Below are 15,801 nucleotides of genomic sequence, written 5' to 3'. Positions count from 1 at the left end.
GCACATTAAACAATTAAATAATTAACATCATGTTATACTATTTATTTCAATGGTTAGACAAATATGACTTCCCCGGTGCGGGCATGTTTGGCTATACATCCTTCCGTTCGTTGATGGCAATCATTCTGGCATTGCTCATTTCGAGTATCTGGGGAGATAAGTTCATCAATCTACTGAAACGCAAGCAGATTACTGAAACGCAACGTGATGCCAGCATCGACCCGTTCGGCGTAAACAAGGTGGGAGTACCCAGCATGGGCGGTGTCATCATTATTTTTGCCATACTCATTCCTTGCCTACTACTGGGCAAATTGAGCAATATTTATATGATATTGATGCTGATTACCACAATCTGGCTGGGGTCGCTGGGCTTTGCCGACGACTACATCAAGATATTCAAGAAGGACAAGGAAGGCCTGCACGGTAAGTTCAAAATCATCGGTCAGGTAGGCTTGGGACTTATCGTCGGACTGACTCTCTACCTCAGTCCGCAGGTGGTTATCCGCGAGAACATAGAAATAGAGAAACCGGACGGACAGATAGAAGTGGTGCATGCCGCCAAGGAAATCAAGGCAACACAGACCACCATCCCATTCTTCAAGAGCAACAACTTCGACTATGCCGACCTAGTGGGCTTCATGGGTGAACATGCCCAGACAGCAGGTTGGATACTGTTTGTGATTATCACGATTTTCGTAGTTACCGCCGTCAGCAACGGAGCCAACCTGAATGACGGAATGGACGGAATGGCGGCAGGGAACTCTGCCATTATCGGACTGACCTTGGGAATACTCGCCTACGTATCGAGCCACATTGAATATGCCGGCTACCTGAATATCATGTACATTCCCGGCTCGGAAGAACTGGTAATCTTTATCTGTGCCTTCATCGGTGCACTTATCGGCTTCTTGTGGTACAATGCCTATCCGGCCCAGGTATTCATGGGCGATACGGGCAGTCTGACCATTGGAGGAATCATCGCAGTATACGCCATCATTATTCACAAGGAACTGCTGATACCCATCCTTTGCGGTATCTTCCTGGTGGAGAACCTTTCGGTCATCCTGCAACGCCTCTACTACAAGGCAGGCAAGCGGAAAGGCGTGAAACAACGTCTCTTCAAAAGAACACCGATACACGACCACTTCCGCACTTCCATGAGCCTGATAGAGCCGGGATGCAGCGTAGTATTCACCAAACCGGACAAGCTGTTCCACGAATCCAAAATCACCATCCGCTTCTGGATTGTGACGATTGTATTGGCAGCGATAACGATTATAACATTAAAAATTAGATAACAAACAAATGAAGAACTAAGAATGAAGAATGAAGAATTTAGCTGTACATCATCTCGCTGCATAGCGATTCTTCATTCATCATTCTTAATTCTTAATTAAAAAAGTATGAGTAGAATTGTAGTATTAGGAGCTGGCGAAAGCGGCGCAGGCGCTGCCGTACTGGCCAAAGTGAAAGGATTCGACACGTTCGTCTCCGACATGTCCGCCATCAAAGACAAATACAAGGAACTGCTGGATAAATACGGCATTGCCTGGGAAGAGGGACACCACACAGAAGAGCTGATTCTGAATGCTGACGAAGTAGTGAAAAGCCCCGGTATTCCCAACGACGCTCCGCTCATTATGAAATTAAAGGAAAAAGGTACGCCCATCATCTCTGAGATAGAGTTTGCGGGACGGTACACTAACGCAAAGATGGTCTGTATCACCGGCTCGAACGGAAAGACTACAACCACCTCGCTCATTTATCACATCTTCAAGAGTGCAGGCCTGAACGTCGGCCTCGCCGGCAACATCGGCAACAGCCTGGCCTTGCAGGTAGCCACGGAGCAGCATGATTACTACGTCATTGAGCTGAGTTCCTTCCAGCTGGACAATATGTATAACTTCCGTGCCAACATTGCCGTACTGATGAACATCACACCAGACCACTTGGACCGTTACGACCACTGTATGCAGAAATATGTGGACGCCAAATTCCGCATCACCCAAAACCAGACATCGGAAGACGCTTTTATCTTCTGGAACGACGACCCCATCATCAAGCGCGAGCTGGACAAGCATGGCCTGCGCGCCCATCTCTACCCGTTCGCTGCCGTGAAGGAAGACGGGGCCATCGCATACGTGGAAGACGGTGAAGTGGAAATCAACGAACCGATAGCCTTCAATATGGAGCAAGAGGAGCTGGCGCTGCACGGCACACACAACCTATACAATTCGTTAGCCGCCGGCATCTCGGCCAATTTGGCCGGCATCCGGAAAGAATATATCCGCAAAGCCTTGTCCGACTTCAAGGGAGTGGAACACCGGTTGGAGAAAGTAGCCACCGTACGCGGCGTGAGCTTCATCAACGATTCCAAGGCTACGAACGTAAATTCCTGCTGGTATGCCCTACAAAGCATGACCGGCAAAACCGTACTTATCCTCGGCGGTAAAGACAAAGGAAACGATTACACGGAAATCGAAGACCTCGTACGCGAAAAGTGCTCTGCCCTGGTCTATTTGGGATTGCACAACGAAAAGCTGCACGCCTTCTTCGACCGTCTGGGACTGCCCGTAGCCGACGTGCAGACCGGCATGCAGGATGCCGTAGAAGCAGCCTTCAAGCTGGCAAAGAAAGGTGAAACCGTGTTGCTCAGTCCTTGCTGTGCCTCCTTCGACCTCTTCAAGAGCTATGAGGACCGCGGCGATCAGTTCAAAGCATGTGTCAGAGCACTATAAGATACGGATGCCGCAACAGTCCTATTACGCATCCCGTAACAAGAACGGCAACTTTTAATTCTTTAATTATTAATTTTTAATTTGCGAAGCATTGGATTTATTAAAGAGCATATTCAAAGGCGATAAAGTGATTTGGATTATTTTCCTTTTCCTTTGCCTCATCTCCATCACAGAGGTATTCAGTGCTGCCAGTACGCTGACCTACAAGAGTGGCGACCATTGGGGACCGATTACGCAGCACAGCATCCTCCTGATGGTAGGCGCCGTCATTGTAGTACTGGTACACAACATCCCCTATAAATGGTTTCAGGTGTTCCCGGTATTCCTGCTTCCGATATCCATCGGACTGCTGGCTTTTGTGATGCTGATGGGATTCATTACCGGCGACCGCGTAAACGGCGCAGCCCGCTGGATGACCTTCATGGGCATTCAGTTCCAGCCGTCAGAAATAGCGAAGATGGCCGTTGTCATCGTTACCGCCTTTATCCTCTCGAAAGGGCAGGATGAAGACGGTGCAAGTCCGAAAGCCTTTAAGCGCATCATGATTATTACCTGCATTGTCTGTGGCCTTATCCTGCCAGAAAACTACTCGACGGGAATGCTGCTCTTCGGAACGGTCTACCTGATGATGTTCATCGGGCGGGTATCTGCCAGGAAACTGCTGATACTGGGAGGAGGAATTGTGGCATTCGTAACAGTCTTTGTCGCCTTCCTGCTGGCCACACCAGACAAGACATTGGAAAATATACCGATGGGGCACCGCTTCACCACTGTAAAATCCCGTATTGCAGACTTTACCAACAAGGAGGAAGTTCCTGCCGCCAAATTCGACATCGACGGCGACGGGCAAGTGGCACATGCCCGTATTGCCGTAGCTACGAGCAACGTTGTAGGCAAGGGCCCGGGAAACTCCGTACAGCGTGATTTTCTGAGCCAGGCATTCTCCGATTTCATCTATGCCATCATCATCGAGGAACTGGGACTGGTAGGCGGAATAGTCGTTGTGTTCCTTTATGTCTGCCTATTGGTGCGAGTGGGCCGTATCGCCAAAAAATGCGACCGCACTTTCCCCGCTTTCCTCATTACCGGAATAGCCTTGCTGCTCGTCACGCAGGCGCTGTTCAACATGATGGTTGCCGTAGGTCTGGCACCCGTCACGGGACAACCGCTTCCACTCATCAGCAAGGGTGGTACATCCACTTTCATCAACTGTGCCTACATCGGCATGATACTGAGTGTCAGCCGCTATACAGCCAAGCTGGAGGAACAGCGGATGCATGATGCGCAAGTGCCGATGCTGATAGATGCCGGAAATGCCGAGAACCCGGAACAACCGGCCGATAGCGAAGCACAGACAGCCGCCGAGCCGACAGCAAAGGTACTGAACAGTGATGCGGAGTTTGAATAACAGCCTCTCCCCCAACCCCTCCCCCGTAGGGAGGGGAGAAAAGAATAATTGAGTAATGGAGAGCATGCCAATAATACAAAAATAAAAAAGAACAAGAATATGAGTAAAGAGGCGAACAACTATACAACCAAAAGTAACTCTACCCCTCTCCCTACGGGGAAGGGGGTGAGGCTTATCATCAGCGGCGGCGGTACCGGAGGACATATCTTTCCGGCCATCTCCATCGCTAACGCCATAAAAGAGTTGTGTCCCGACGCGGAGATTCTCTTCGTAGGTGCCGAAGGAAGAATGGAAATGCAGCGTGTTCCAGATGCCGGTTACCGGATTATAGGCTTACCCGTTGCCGGATTCGACCGTAAACATCTGTGGAAGAACTTCTCCGTACTGCTGAAACTGATACGAAGCCAGTGGAAAGCACGGAGCATCATCAAGGAGTTCCGCCCGCAAGTAGCCGTCGGTGTAGGTGGCTATGCCAGTGGTCCTACGCTGAAAATGGCGGGCATGATGGGTATTCCCACGCTGATACAAGAACAGAATTCCTACGCCGGTGTCACCAACAAGCTGCTGGCACAGAAGGCATGCAAGATTTGCGTGGCCTACGAAGGTATGGAAAAATTCTTCCCGGCAGAAAAGATAATCATGACAGGTAATCCGGTGCGCCAGAACCTGCTCGGACATTCTATCCTGCACGCAGACGCCGTAAAGTACTTCGGATTGAACCCGGAAAAGAAGACTATCCTCATTCTGGGCGGCAGCCTGGGAGCCCGCACCATCAACCAGACACTGACCGCCGGCCTGGATATCATTCGTACCCACCCCGACGTACAGTTTATCTGGCAGACTGGCAAGATATACATTGACCAAGTCAGAGAAGCCATTACAGCCACTACGGGAGAAGCCGTACGTAACCCGCATATCAGTGCCATTCCGAATCTGTATGTGACGGACTTCATTAAGGATATGGCAAACGCCTATGCCGCTGCCGATCTGGTGATTTCACGTGCCGGAGCCGGTTCCATCTCCGAGTTCTGCCTGCTGCACAAGCCGGTCATCCTGGTTCCCTCACCCAATGTGGCCGAAGACCATCAGACCAAGAATGCGCTGGCGCTGGTGGATAAGGATGCAGCTATCTATGTGAAGGATGTGGAAGCGAAAGAGAAGCTGCTGCCGGTGGCGTTGGAGACAATCGCTAACCCCGAGAAGCTGCAAGACTTGAGCAAGAATATCGCCAAGCTAGCGTTGCCGGACTCGGCGACAATTATTGCGAAGGAGGTATTGAAGAGCCTCTCCCCTTGTCCCTCCCCCGTAGGGAGGGGGGAATAGATAGTACTGCTATCGTTCTTTTTATAATATCATACTTTTGGAAGAAGAGTTTGAAGAAAAAATTTGAATATGAATAAAAATATAAGCAATAGTAACTCATCTCCCCTCCCTACGGGGGAGGGGCAGGGGGTGAGGCTTGAAGCCATTCGCTCCGTTTATTTCGTCGGTGCCGGCGGCATCGGCATGAGTGCGCTGATACGTTATTTCCTCTCTAAAGGAAAGACAGTAGCGGGCTACGACCGTACGTCGAGCGAACTGACAGAACGTCTGATTACGGAAGGAGCACAGATACACTACGAAGAGGATATCAACCTTATTCCGGAGGAGTGCAAAGACAAGGCAAGCACGCTCGTGGTCTATACCCCCGCCGTGCCGCAAGGGCATGCAGAACTGACCTATTTCCGTGAAAACGGCTTCAACATACATAAGCGCTCCCAAGTATTGGGCATCATCACCCGCAGCAGTAAAGGCCTGTGCGTGGCAGGTACGCATGGCAAGACTACCACCAGCACCATGGCTGCCCACCTGCTGCACCAGTCACACGTGGGCTGCACCGCCTTCCTCGGAGGTATTTCGAAGAACTACGGTACGAATCTGCTGCTTTCCGCCACCAGCCCTTATACCGTTATCGAAGCAGATGAGTTCGACCGCTCCTTCCACTGGCTATCGCCCTGGATGAGTGTCATTACTGCCACCGACCCCGACCACCTGGATATATACGGCACCAAAGAAGCCTATCTCGAAAGCTTCCGCCACTACACCACGCTTATCCAGCCGGGCGGCGCCCTGATTCTGCACAAAGGACTGGAAATGCAAGCCGACGTACAACCGGGCGTCACCACCTATACCTACTCGCGCAACGAAGGCGACTTCCATGCCGAGAATATCCGCATCGGAAACGGTGAAATCTTCATCGACTTCGTGGCGCCTGACACCCGCATCAACGATATTCAGTTGGGGGTTCCCGTCAGCATCAACATCGAGAATGGTGTTGCCGCCATGGCACTCGCCCATCTCAGCGGTGCCACCGACGAAGAAATCAAGCAAGGCATGGCAAGCTTTCGCGGAGTGGACCGCCGTTTCGACTTCAAGCTGAAGAACGACCGGATTGTATTTCTCAGCGACTATGCCCACCACCCGGCAGAAATAGCCCAAAGCGTGAAGTCCGTCCGCGAGCTGTACCAAGACAAGAAGATAACCGTCATCTTCCAGCCTCACTTGTACACCCGTACTCGCGACTTCTACCGTGACTTTGCAGACAGCCTTTCCCTATCCGACGAGGTGATTCTGACAGAGATATACCCTGCCCGCGAGCAACCGATTCCCGGCGTGACGAGTCAGCTGATTTATGACAACCTCCGCCCCGGCATCGAGAAATGCATCTGTAGGAAAGAAGACGTCCTCAGCCTCCTCGCCCAAAAGCACACCGAAGTATTGGTAGTGCTGGGAGCCGGAGACCTGGACAACTATGCGCCCCAAATCACCCAACTATTATCAGAAAAATATCATGGTTAAAAGGATTCTACTTTCTATCGTTCTGTTGCTTGTCATTGCTTACCTGGTAGTGGCTGTCACAGCTTTCAACCGCAAGCCCACCTCGCAGGTGTGCCAAGACGTGGAACTGGTGATAAAAGACACGGTATATGCCGGCTTCATCACGAAGAAGGAAGTAGCTACCCTGCTGGAAAAGAAAGGCATCAGCCCCATTGGGAAAGACCTGGAACGCGTGCGTACCAAGACCTTGGAGCGCGAACTTGCCAAGCATCCCCTCATCGACCAGGTGGAGTGCTACAAAACCCCGAGCGGCAAGCTCTGCATCGAAGTGACCCAGCGCACCCCCATCCTGCGCGTGATGAGCGCCAACGGCGAAAACTACTATCTGGACAACAAAGGTACCGTGATGCCCCCCGATGCAAAGTGCGTTGCACACCTCGCCGTTGTAACCGGAAATGTAGAAAAGTCGTTTGCCATGAGGGATTTATATAAGTTTGGTGTATTTTTGCAAAAGAATTCTTTTTGGAATGCACAGATAGAGCAAATTCACGTATTGCCCGGCAAGAACATCGAGTTAGTGCCCCGTGTCGGCGACCATCTTATCTATTTAGGCAAGATTGCCGGATTCGAGAAGAAGCTGAAACGTGTAAAGGCATTCTACGAAAGAGGATTGAACCAGGTGGGTTGGAACAAATACTCCCGTATCAGCGTTGAATTTGATAATCAAATCATCTGCACAAAGAGAGAGTAGAGAAAGGGATTTACTAATAGTCCTTCTTTATCAAAGCGCAGCAAATAGTAAATTGTAAATAGTAAAATAGTAAATAAATAGATATGGCAACAACAGATTTCATCGCCGCTATCGAGTTGAGTTCTTCCAAGATTTCCGGTATCGCAGGAAAGAAGAGCAGTGACGGAAGTATCCAGGTGTTGGCTTATGCACGCGAAGATGCATCCCCGTTTATACACAAAGGGGCCATCTACAACATTGACAAGGCCGCACAAGCGCTGACTTCCATCATCAACAAGCTGGAAGGCCAGTTGAACAACTCCATCGCCAAAGTATATGTAGGCATCGGCGGACAATCATTGCGCACGGTGAGGAATGCGGTAAGCCGTACGCTGGAGGAAGAGAGCATCATTTCGCAAGAACTGGTAGACGAGATTTGCGACGAGAACCGTGATGTACCCTTGGTAGACATGAGTGTGCTGGATGTAGCCCCGCAAGAATACAAGATAGACAACACGCTGCATGTGGAGCCCGTAGGAGTTGCCGGAAGATACATCACCGGGCAGTTCCTCAACATCGTGGCGCGTGCCTCGCTGAAGAAGAACCTCGAACACAGTTTCGAGCAAGCCAAAGTGGAAATTGCCGACGACCTGCTCGTGGCTCCCACTGCGTTGGCCAAAGCCGTGCTGACCGAAAACGAGATGCGTTCGGGCTGTGCACTGGTGGACTTCGGTGCCGACACCACCACCGTGCTGGTCTATAAGAACAATATCCTGCGCTACCTCAGCGTACTGCCGCTGGGTGGAAACAACATTACCCACGACATCACTTCCCTGCAAATGGAAGAGGAAGATGCCGAGAAGCTGAAACTGCAATACGGTGATGCCCTCTACGAGGAGGAAGAAGACGCCGAGACCCCTGCCGTATGCACGTCGGAAGACGGCCGTACCTTTGAACTGGCCCTGCTGAACAATATTATCGGAGCACGTGCAGAAGAAATTCTTGCCAACGTATGGAACCAGTTGCAACTTTCCGGCTACGAGGACAAACTTTTCTCCGGTGTTGTATTCACCGGTGGAGGAGCCAATCTGAAGAATCTTGAGAAAGCCTTCCATAGAGTGAGCAAGATTGAAAAGGTAAAGACCGCCAAGTTCGTACAGACCACCGTCCACACACGCAGCGACGAGCCCAAGAAGGACGGCATGCACAACACACTGCTGGGCCTGCTGGCTGCCGGCAATGAGAATTGCTGCCTGCAAGAGGTGAAGCCGGTGCAGCAGCCTGCCTCCAATGTTCCTCCCAAACCGGTCGACATATTCGTTGACGACGAAGCGCTGAAAGAGCAGGAAGCCGCCGCACGCGCCGCCAAGGCACAGCGCGAGAAGGAAGAGAAAGAACGCAAGGAGCGTGAGCGCAAAGAAAGGGAGCTGCGCGAAAAGGAAGAAAAGAAGAAGAAAAAGAAAGAAGGCCCCAGCTGGTTCGAAAAGACTTTCAACAAGCTTTCCAACGAAATCTTCTCGGACGACGATATGAAGTAATAATGTGATAATGTGCCAGAAAATTAAGTTATTATGGAAGATATAGTACAATTCGATTTCCCGACCGATTCACCGAAAATCATTAAAGTAATCGGTGTAGGCGGAGGTGGCGGCAATGCCGTGAACCATATGTACCGGGAAGGTATACACGACGTGACGTTCGTACTGTGCAACACAGACAACCAAGCGTTGAAGGACTCTCCCGTGCCCGTGAAGTTACAGCTTGGAAAAGAAGGCCTGGGAGCCGGAAACCGCCCTGCCCGTGCCCGCAAGGCAGCAGAAGAGAGCATCGAAGACATCAAGAATATGCTGAACGACGGCACCAAGATGGTATTCATCACTGCCGGAATGGGCGGTGGTACCGGTACGGGTGCCGCACCCATCATTGCACAAACCGCCAAGGAAATGGACATCCTGACCATCGGCATCGTCACCATCCCTTTCCGCTGGGAGGGCGACAAGAAGATAGACCAGGCACTGGATGGCGTAGAGGAAATCAGCAAGCACGTAGATGCCCTGCTGGTCATCAACAATGAAAAGCTGAGCGAGATATACAGCGAGCTATCCGTAGACGACGCGTTTGACAAGGCCGACGACACCCTTTCGGTAGCCGCCAAGAGTATTGCCGAAATCATCACCCTGCATGGAAAGGTGAACCTCGACTTCAACGACGTGAAAACAGTGCTGAAGGACGGCGGCGTAGCCATCATGAGTACCGGCTACGGCGAAGGTGACAACCGTGTCAGCGAAGCCATCAAGAACGCGCAGCACTCGCCGTTGCTGAACAACAACGACATCTTCAACTCCAAGAAAGTACTCCTCAACATCTCTTACAGTGCACAATACAAGCTGATGATGAGCGAGATGGACGAGGTGAAGGAGTTCATGAACCGTTTCAGCCGCGACTTCGAAACCAAATTCGGTATGGCCATTGACGACAAGCTGGAACAGAAAGTGAAAATCACCCTGCTTGCCACCGGTTTCGGTATCCAGGACATCCACATGAAGGAGATGGACGACCGCATCACCCAGCGCACCGCCGAAGAACAGCAACGCCTTGCCGAGCTGGAGGAGGAAGAGGAACAGAGACGCAACCGCCGCGAAGTGTACTATGGCAAGGATGCCAATGCCCGTTCCCAGCGCAGCCGCCGTCGCCATATCTATCTCTTCAATCCCGAAGACATGGACAACGCCGACATCATCAGCATGGTAGAGAATTCTCCGACCTATCTGCGTGACAAAAGCACGCTGAACAGCATCAAGATGAAGGCAGAGCAGGAAGGGCAGCTCGCCACCGAAGCCGCGCAAGAGGCAGAAGGCGGTGCAGGGGGAGTCATCACCTTCTGATTTTTCCGTTCCCGATATGTAAAACCATCCTCCTCCCCTTCGGGGGAACAGGAGTAAACCTATAACAATATGGATTTATTTGAAAAAGTCAGCGAAGACATTAAAACAGCCATGAAAGCCAAAGACAAAGTGGCTCTCGAAACATTGAGAAACGTAAAGAAAGTATTCCTTGAAGCCAAAACCGCTCCCGGAGCCAACGATACCCTGAGCGATGCAGATGCTTTGAAGATTATCCAAAAACTGACCAAGCAAGGCAAAGACGCCGCTGAAATCTATGTACAGCAAGGTCGCCAGGACTTGGCAGACGATGAGCTGGCACAAGTAAAGGTGCTTGAAACCTATCTGCCCAAGCAGATGAGCGCCGAAGAACTGGAGGCAGCCTTGAAGGAAATCATAGCCGAAGTCGGCGCCACCAGCGGCAAGGACATGGGCAAGGTGATGGGTGTAGCCAGCAAGAAACTTGCCGGACTTGCCGAAGGCCGCGCCATCTCAGCCAAAGTAAAAGAGTTGCTGGGATAAAGAAATACACTTCCCCTATCATATAAGCCGTGCTTCAACAGAGGGACTCAGCGTCCAAAGTCTGTTGAACACGGCTTTTTACATACCAATCCATATCCTCCCCCACAAGAGATTATACACTATCTATCAACGCATTATATTTACCGACCGTTTACCATAAGATGTAAAAGCCGTTACCTAATGATGTAACGACGGTTACCCTATATTGAAACGGTCGTTACCCTATATTGTAACGACCGTTACAGCTTATCGTAACGACCCTTACAGCAGTAAGTAAAACTCCCTACTCCTATAATAAAGGCAGCGCACACTTATTGGGCCGTTACATCGACGATAATCAATCAAAAAGCTCCTTCAATACCTCAAGTGATTTCAATACCGGGAAATCCGGCAGATGCAGACGATAATATTCATTCATAATGTTCAGGCAGCGGGTACGCTCCAACCGGTTCATGGTGAAAAGATGCATCGTTTCATAATTCATGCGCATCAGCTGTGTCAGGCGGGCCGCCTCCTCGGGAGCGATGTAATTGGAGTGGAGCTGCGGACGCAAGGGAGTGAAACAAGCATTCTGCAAATCGAAGTAATCTCCGGCATGATAATCCTCCAGGTTGGGATACAAACCGAGAAAACGGGAAAGGCGCATCAGGAAGACCAGATGGAAATTGGCAAACCCCTCCCTGCATTCATCCAGCCAGATGACGGAATGATACAGATAAGCAAACAGCGGACGGTTCTCCGCCTCCTCCCGGACGGCGCGATAAAGGAATTCCGAAAGAAACAAAGCGATGGCAGATTTGTAGGGATCGTAGGGAAGCGTGGCGAAAGGATAAAGAGACTTCGCCTCCTTCACCTTATATATAGTGGCATTAGGACGGAAATCGGCTTCAAGTTCCACCAATGCCAGCGGCTGGAAGAGTACCGGCTTCACCGCCGCCTTGCGCGAACGGGGTATGGACACCATGAAGGAAGCCCTGCCAGCCACCTCCGTATAGATGTCTGCAATGAGAGATGTATCCTTATATTTCAAGGTATGCAGCACAATTCCCAGTGTTTTCTGTAACATTCCCGATTTCTTTATCTGGTTTCAATCTGATAACAAAGCTACAAAAAAAGCCCGAAAGAAGAGAAACAAAAGGAGAAGAATAAAAAAACAAGGTAAGGAGTGCAAAAAGCAAAAGCACGTATTACACTGATTTTCAACAAACAAGACGCTAACCTATGACAAAAAGCAACAAAAAGCTATATTTTTTTCTTGCGAATGTTTTGGTAATTCAAAAATAGTTTCTACCTTTGCATCCGCAAACGAGAAATAAAGGCTCTTTGCAAGAGCGGAAACGCTCATCAAAGGATGGCCCGTTCGTCTATCGGTTAGGACGCAAGATTTTCATTCTTGAAAGGGGGGTTCGATTCCCCCACGGGCTACAAAATAAAAAAATAAACGAATTAAAAAAGATTAGTCGAGATGGCAAATCATAAATCATCACTGAAGAGAATCAGACAAGAAGAAACAAGAAGACTTCACAACAGATATTATGGCAAGACCATGAGAAACGCTGTTCGTAAGCTTCGTGCTACTACAGACAAAGCTGCAGCAACAGCAATGTATCCGGGTATCACAAAACTGTTGGATAAATTGGCTAAGACTAATGTAATCCACAAGAACAAGGCTAACAACCTGAAGTCAAAATTGGCTATCTATATCAACAAGCTGGTTTAAGTTGACTGTTACACAAAAGATATTACAAGGCTGGACTTTTTAGTCCGGCCTTTCTCATTTATACCTCTCTATTTACCTGCTTCCACACAAGTTTCTTTTCTGTGCTAAAAAGCTGTAAACTACCCGAATTTATCCGTTTGTTTAGCACCATATCCCGAGGATTTTCACTATATTTGCTCTGTTATTACAATAAGGAAAAAAGATTATGACTGAAGAACAGATTCACTCCAATAACGGGAGCTATTCTGCCGAAAACATCCAGGTACTGGAAGGTTTGGAAGCAGTGAGAAAGCGTCCCGCGATGTATATTGGCGACATTAGCAGCAAAGGGCTTCACCACCTGGTGTACGAGGTTGTGGACAACTCCATCGACGAGGCACTTGCCGGCTATTGCGACCACATCGAAGTCACCATTAACGAGGACAACTCCATCACCGTACAAGACAACGGACGTGGTATCCCGGTAGACTATCACGAAAAGGAAAAGAAATCCGCACTGGAAGTTGTAATGACCGTACTGCATGCCGGAGGTAAGTTCGACAAAGGTTCCTACAAGGTATCGGGAGGTCTGCATGGTGTAGGTGTATCTTGCGTAAACGCCTTGTCTACACACATGACTACCCAGGTTTTCCGTAACGGAAAAATCTATCAGCAGGAATATTCCTGCGGACATCCGCTCTACTCCGTCAAGGAAGTGGGCACAACAGACATTACCGGTACACGCCAGCAGTTCTGGCCGGACGATACCATCTTTACGGAAACAGTCTACAACTATGATATTCTTGCCACCCGCATGCGCGAGTTGGCTTACCTGAACGCAGGCATCAAGATTTCACTGACCGACCTTCGCGTAAAGGACGAAGAGGGAAATGCCAAGAAGGAAATCTTCTACTCGGAAGAAGGCCTGAAGGAATTTGTGCGCTACGTGGACTCCTCACGCGAACACTTCATGAACGATGTAATCTACATCAACACCGAGAAGCAAGGCACACCGGTGGAAGTAGCCATCATGTACAACACTTCTTATAACGAAAATGTACACTCTTACGTAAACAACATCAATACCATTGAAGGGGGTACCCACTTGGCAGGTTTCCGCCGTGCACTGACCCGTACATTGAAAAAATACGCCGAAGACAACAAGATGCTGGAGAAAGCCAAGGTAGAGATTGCAGGCGACGACTTCCGCGAAGGATTAACTGCCGTTATCTCCATCAAGGTGGCAGAGCCTCAGTTCGAAGGACAGACCAAGACAAAGCTGGGTAACAACGAAGTGATGGGTGCCGTAGACCAGGCTGTGGGCGAAGCCCTCACCTACTACTTGGAGGAACACCCGAAGGAAGCCAAGCTGATTGTAGACAAGGTGATTCTTGCCGCCCAGGCACGTATCGCCGCACGTAAGGCACGCGAATCCGTACAACGCAAATCGCCGATGTCCGGCGGTGGCATGCCCGGTAAGTTGGCCGACTGCTCCAGCAAGGACCCGGAAGAATGCGAATTGTTCCTCGTCGAGGGTGACTCGGCAGGCGGTTCAGCAAAGCAAGGCCGTAACCGTGCGTTCCAAGCTATCCTGCCGCTTCGCGGTAAGATTCTGAATGTGGAAAAGGCCATGTGGCACAAGGCATTCGAGAGCGACGAAGTAAACAATATCATCCAGGCGCTGGGCATCCGTTTCGGCGTGGACGGTGAAGACAGCAAAGAAGCGAACATTGACAAGCTGCGCTACAAGAAGATTATCATCATGACCGATGCCGACGTCGATGGTTCTCACATTGACACGCTGATTATGACGCTTTTCTTCCGCTACTTCCCGCAAGTTATCCAGCAGGGTTGCTTGTACATCGCCACTCCTCCCCTTTACCTTTGCACCAAAGGCAAGGCGAAAGAGTATTGCTGGACAGACCAGCAGCGCCAGAAGTTCATCGACACTTACGGCGGCGGTTCGGAAAACGCAGTACACACCCAACGCTACAAAGGTTTGGGTGAAATGAACCCGGAACAGTTGTGGGAAACCACCATGAATCCGGAAAACCGCATGCTGAAGCAGGTGCATCTTGAAAATGCAGCCGAAGCCGACTATATCTTCTCCATGCTGATGGGTGAAGACGTGGGCCCGCGCCGCGATTTCATCGAAAAGAATGCAACGTATGCAAATATTGACGCTTAATAAATAATAAATAACCAACCTCACATCTTACAACGAGGAAGCCCCGGACGGGCAGGATAATCCTGCTGACCGGGGCTTTTCCTTTATCCCTCTTCTCCTCCAAAGAAGAGGCCCGTCTCCGCACAGAAGAACTATAGGATTCCTTGTTTTTTCATCTCTTCCACTACCAATTCCAGCTCTGCATACCAGTCCTCACCAAACTTACGGATAAGCGGCTCTTTCAGAAACTTGTACACGGGCAGATTTTCCTTTTGCCCCAACAGTATAGCGGCTTTGCAGACATCCCAACGATGATAGTTCACTGCCTTATAGAGTCCGTAGTTCCCCACCCTTATCGGATAGAGATGACAGGATATGGGTTTGTAGAAGTTGGTCCTACCCTCACGGTAAGCCTTTTCGATGGCGCAATAACAACAGCCTTTATCATCATAGCAGGTAAAGACGCAATCCTTGTTGTTCACAATAGAAGTCACCAGGTCACCTTCACAATCGGTATAGACCACACCTTGCTCCTCTATCACGGTGCGAGCTTCGGGAGAAAGCTCGTCCCAAATCAGCGGAAGCACCTCTTCCAGTTTCTCCACCTCGTCCAGCTCTACGGGAGCACCGGCATCGCCCTCAATGCAACAAATCCCCTGGCAGGCACCCAAGTCACACAAGAACTTCTCGCGCAAGACATCGAAAGAAACCACAACATCACCAATCTGTATCATAATCGTTCTATTGAAAAAAGACGCGGATTATCCGGATTGCACAGACTCAACTTTAAGAGCATCCGTGGAATCCGTATAATCCGCGTCTAAATATTGTTACGGCT

The 15,801-nt window shown here is 50.0% G+C and carries 13 protein-coding genes and 1 tRNA gene; 12 read left to right on the top strand and 2 right to left on the bottom strand.

The window, feature by feature from the left end; genetic code table 11:
• Positions 1–29: 29 nt before the first annotated feature.
• From mraY to DW896_RS08130, 9 genes are all read left to right on the top strand, one after another.
• Positions 30–1,298 carry a phospho-N-acetylmuramoyl-pentapeptide-transferase gene (gene mraY, locus DW896_RS08170; RefSeq protein WP_005830392.1) on the top strand — a complete coding sequence of 423 codons (1,269 nt, stop codon included), beginning with the start codon at positions 30–32 and terminating at the stop codon, positions 1,296–1,298.
• 105 nt (positions 1,299–1,403) lie between these two features.
• Positions 1,404–2,738, top strand: coding sequence for a UDP-N-acetylmuramoyl-L-alanine--D-glutamate ligase (murD, locus tag DW896_RS08165; RefSeq protein WP_009037698.1), 1,335 nt, complete (start codon positions 1,404–1,406; stop codon positions 2,736–2,738).
• 91 nt (positions 2,739–2,829) lie between these two features.
• Positions 2,830–4,146: an FtsW/RodA/SpoVE family cell cycle protein gene (locus tag DW896_RS08160; RefSeq protein ID WP_005834555.1), complete on the top strand. Its 1,317-nt coding sequence runs from the start codon at positions 2,830–2,832 to the stop codon at positions 4,144–4,146.
• 99 nt (positions 4,147–4,245) lie between these two features.
• The gene (murG, locus tag DW896_RS08155) at positions 4,246–5,469 is read left to right on the top strand and encodes an undecaprenyldiphospho-muramoylpentapeptide beta-N-acetylglucosaminyltransferase (RefSeq protein WP_008662690.1); all 1,224 of its coding nucleotides are present in this window, start codon (positions 4,246–4,248) and stop codon (positions 5,467–5,469) included.
• Between the two features lie 69 nt (positions 5,470–5,538).
• Positions 5,539–6,984: a UDP-N-acetylmuramate--L-alanine ligase gene (murC, locus tag DW896_RS08150; RefSeq protein ID WP_050756852.1), complete on the top strand. Its 1,446-nt coding sequence runs from the start codon at positions 5,539–5,541 to the stop codon at positions 6,982–6,984.
• Positions 6,977–7,714 (top strand): cell division protein FtsQ/DivIB, encoded by a 738-nt coding sequence (locus DW896_RS08145; protein ID WP_005830403.1) that lies wholly within the window; start codon positions 6,977–6,979, stop codon positions 7,712–7,714. The genes murC and DW896_RS08145 overlap by 8 nt, the downstream gene beginning before the upstream one ends.
• 83 nt (positions 7,715–7,797) lie before the next feature.
• Positions 7,798–9,231, top strand: a complete 1,434-nt coding sequence (ftsA, locus tag DW896_RS08140) for a cell division protein FtsA (RefSeq protein ID WP_008662688.1) — start codon at positions 7,798–7,800, stop codon at positions 9,229–9,231.
• 33 nt (positions 9,232–9,264) lie between these two features.
• Positions 9,265–10,578, top strand: a complete 1,314-nt coding sequence (gene ftsZ / locus DW896_RS08135; RefSeq protein WP_005830408.1) for a cell division protein FtsZ — start codon at positions 9,265–9,267, stop codon at positions 10,576–10,578.
• A 69-nt stretch (positions 10,579–10,647) separates the two neighbouring features.
• Positions 10,648–11,097, top strand: coding sequence for a GatB/YqeY domain-containing protein (locus DW896_RS08130; RefSeq protein WP_005830410.1), 450 nt, complete (start codon positions 10,648–10,650; stop codon positions 11,095–11,097).
• A 337-nt stretch (positions 11,098–11,434) separates the two neighbouring features.
• Here the strand turns inward: DW896_RS08130 and recO are convergent, their stop codons facing one another.
• Positions 11,435–12,163 (bottom strand): DNA repair protein RecO, encoded by a 729-nt coding sequence (recO, locus tag DW896_RS08125; RefSeq protein WP_005834546.1) that lies wholly within the window; start codon positions 12,161–12,163, stop codon positions 11,435–11,437.
• Positions 12,164–12,450: 287 nt separating this feature from the next.
• On the opposite strand from recO, the gene DW896_RS08120 reads away from it, so the two are divergent.
• From DW896_RS08120 to gyrB, 3 genes are all read left to right on the top strand, one after another.
• Positions 12,451–12,522, top strand: a tRNA-Glu gene (locus DW896_RS08120).
• 40 nt (positions 12,523–12,562) lie between these two features.
• The gene (rpsT, locus tag DW896_RS08115) at positions 12,563–12,817 is read left to right on the top strand and encodes a 30S ribosomal protein S20 (RefSeq protein WP_016272441.1); all 255 of its coding nucleotides are present in this window, start codon (positions 12,563–12,565) and stop codon (positions 12,815–12,817) included.
• 205 nt (positions 12,818–13,022) lie between these two features.
• Positions 13,023–14,984: a DNA topoisomerase (ATP-hydrolyzing) subunit B gene (gene gyrB, locus DW896_RS08110; RefSeq protein ID WP_005830422.1), complete on the top strand. Its 1,962-nt coding sequence runs from the start codon at positions 13,023–13,025 to the stop codon at positions 14,982–14,984.
• A gap of 131 nt (positions 14,985–15,115) precedes the next feature.
• On the opposite strand, the gene DW896_RS08105 is transcribed toward gyrB, so the two are convergent.
• Positions 15,116–15,697, bottom strand: coding sequence for a DUF3109 family protein (locus DW896_RS08105; RefSeq protein ID WP_005830425.1), 582 nt, complete (start codon positions 15,695–15,697; stop codon positions 15,116–15,118).
• Positions 15,698–15,801: the final 104 nt, after the last annotated feature.

The organism is Bacteroides sp. AM41-16 (assembly GCF_003603495.1).
In the GTDB taxonomy this organism is placed as follows: domain Bacteria; phylum Bacteroidota; class Bacteroidia; order Bacteroidales; family Bacteroidaceae; genus Bacteroides; species Bacteroides uniformis.
This window is presented reverse-complemented; position numbering and strand designations above follow the sequence as displayed.

Coding starts and splice junctions, on each gene's coding strand:
- DW896_RS08130 (WP_005830410.1), top strand. CDS start 10,648: ATGGATTTATTTGAAAAAGTCAGCGAAGACATTAAAACAGCCATGAAA.
- ftsA (WP_008662688.1), top strand. CDS start 7,798: ATGGCAACAACAGATTTCATCGCCGCTATCGAGTTGAGTTCTTCCAAG.
- gyrB (WP_005830422.1), top strand. CDS start 13,023: ATGACTGAAGAACAGATTCACTCCAATAACGGGAGCTATTCTGCCGAA.
- murC (WP_050756852.1), top strand. CDS start 5,539: ATGAATAAAAATATAAGCAATAGTAACTCATCTCCCCTCCCTACGGGG.
- DW896_RS08145 (WP_005830403.1), top strand. CDS start 6,977: ATGGTTAAAAGGATTCTACTTTCTATCGTTCTGTTGCTTGTCATTGCT.
- murD (WP_009037698.1), top strand. CDS start 1,404: ATGAGTAGAATTGTAGTATTAGGAGCTGGCGAAAGCGGCGCAGGCGCT.
- DW896_RS08105 (WP_005830425.1), bottom strand. CDS start 15,697: ATGATACAGATTGGTGATGTTGTGGTTTCTTTCGATGTCTTGCGCGAG.
- murG (WP_008662690.1), top strand. CDS start 4,246: ATGAGTAAAGAGGCGAACAACTATACAACCAAAAGTAACTCTACCCCT.
- rpsT (WP_016272441.1), top strand. CDS start 12,563: ATGGCAAATCATAAATCATCACTGAAGAGAATCAGACAAGAAGAAACA.
- mraY (WP_005830392.1), top strand. CDS start 30: ATGTTATACTATTTATTTCAATGGTTAGACAAATATGACTTCCCCGGT.
- ftsZ (WP_005830408.1), top strand. CDS start 9,265: ATGGAAGATATAGTACAATTCGATTTCCCGACCGATTCACCGAAAATC.
- recO (WP_005834546.1), bottom strand. CDS start 12,163: ATGTTACAGAAAACACTGGGAATTGTGCTGCATACCTTGAAATATAAG.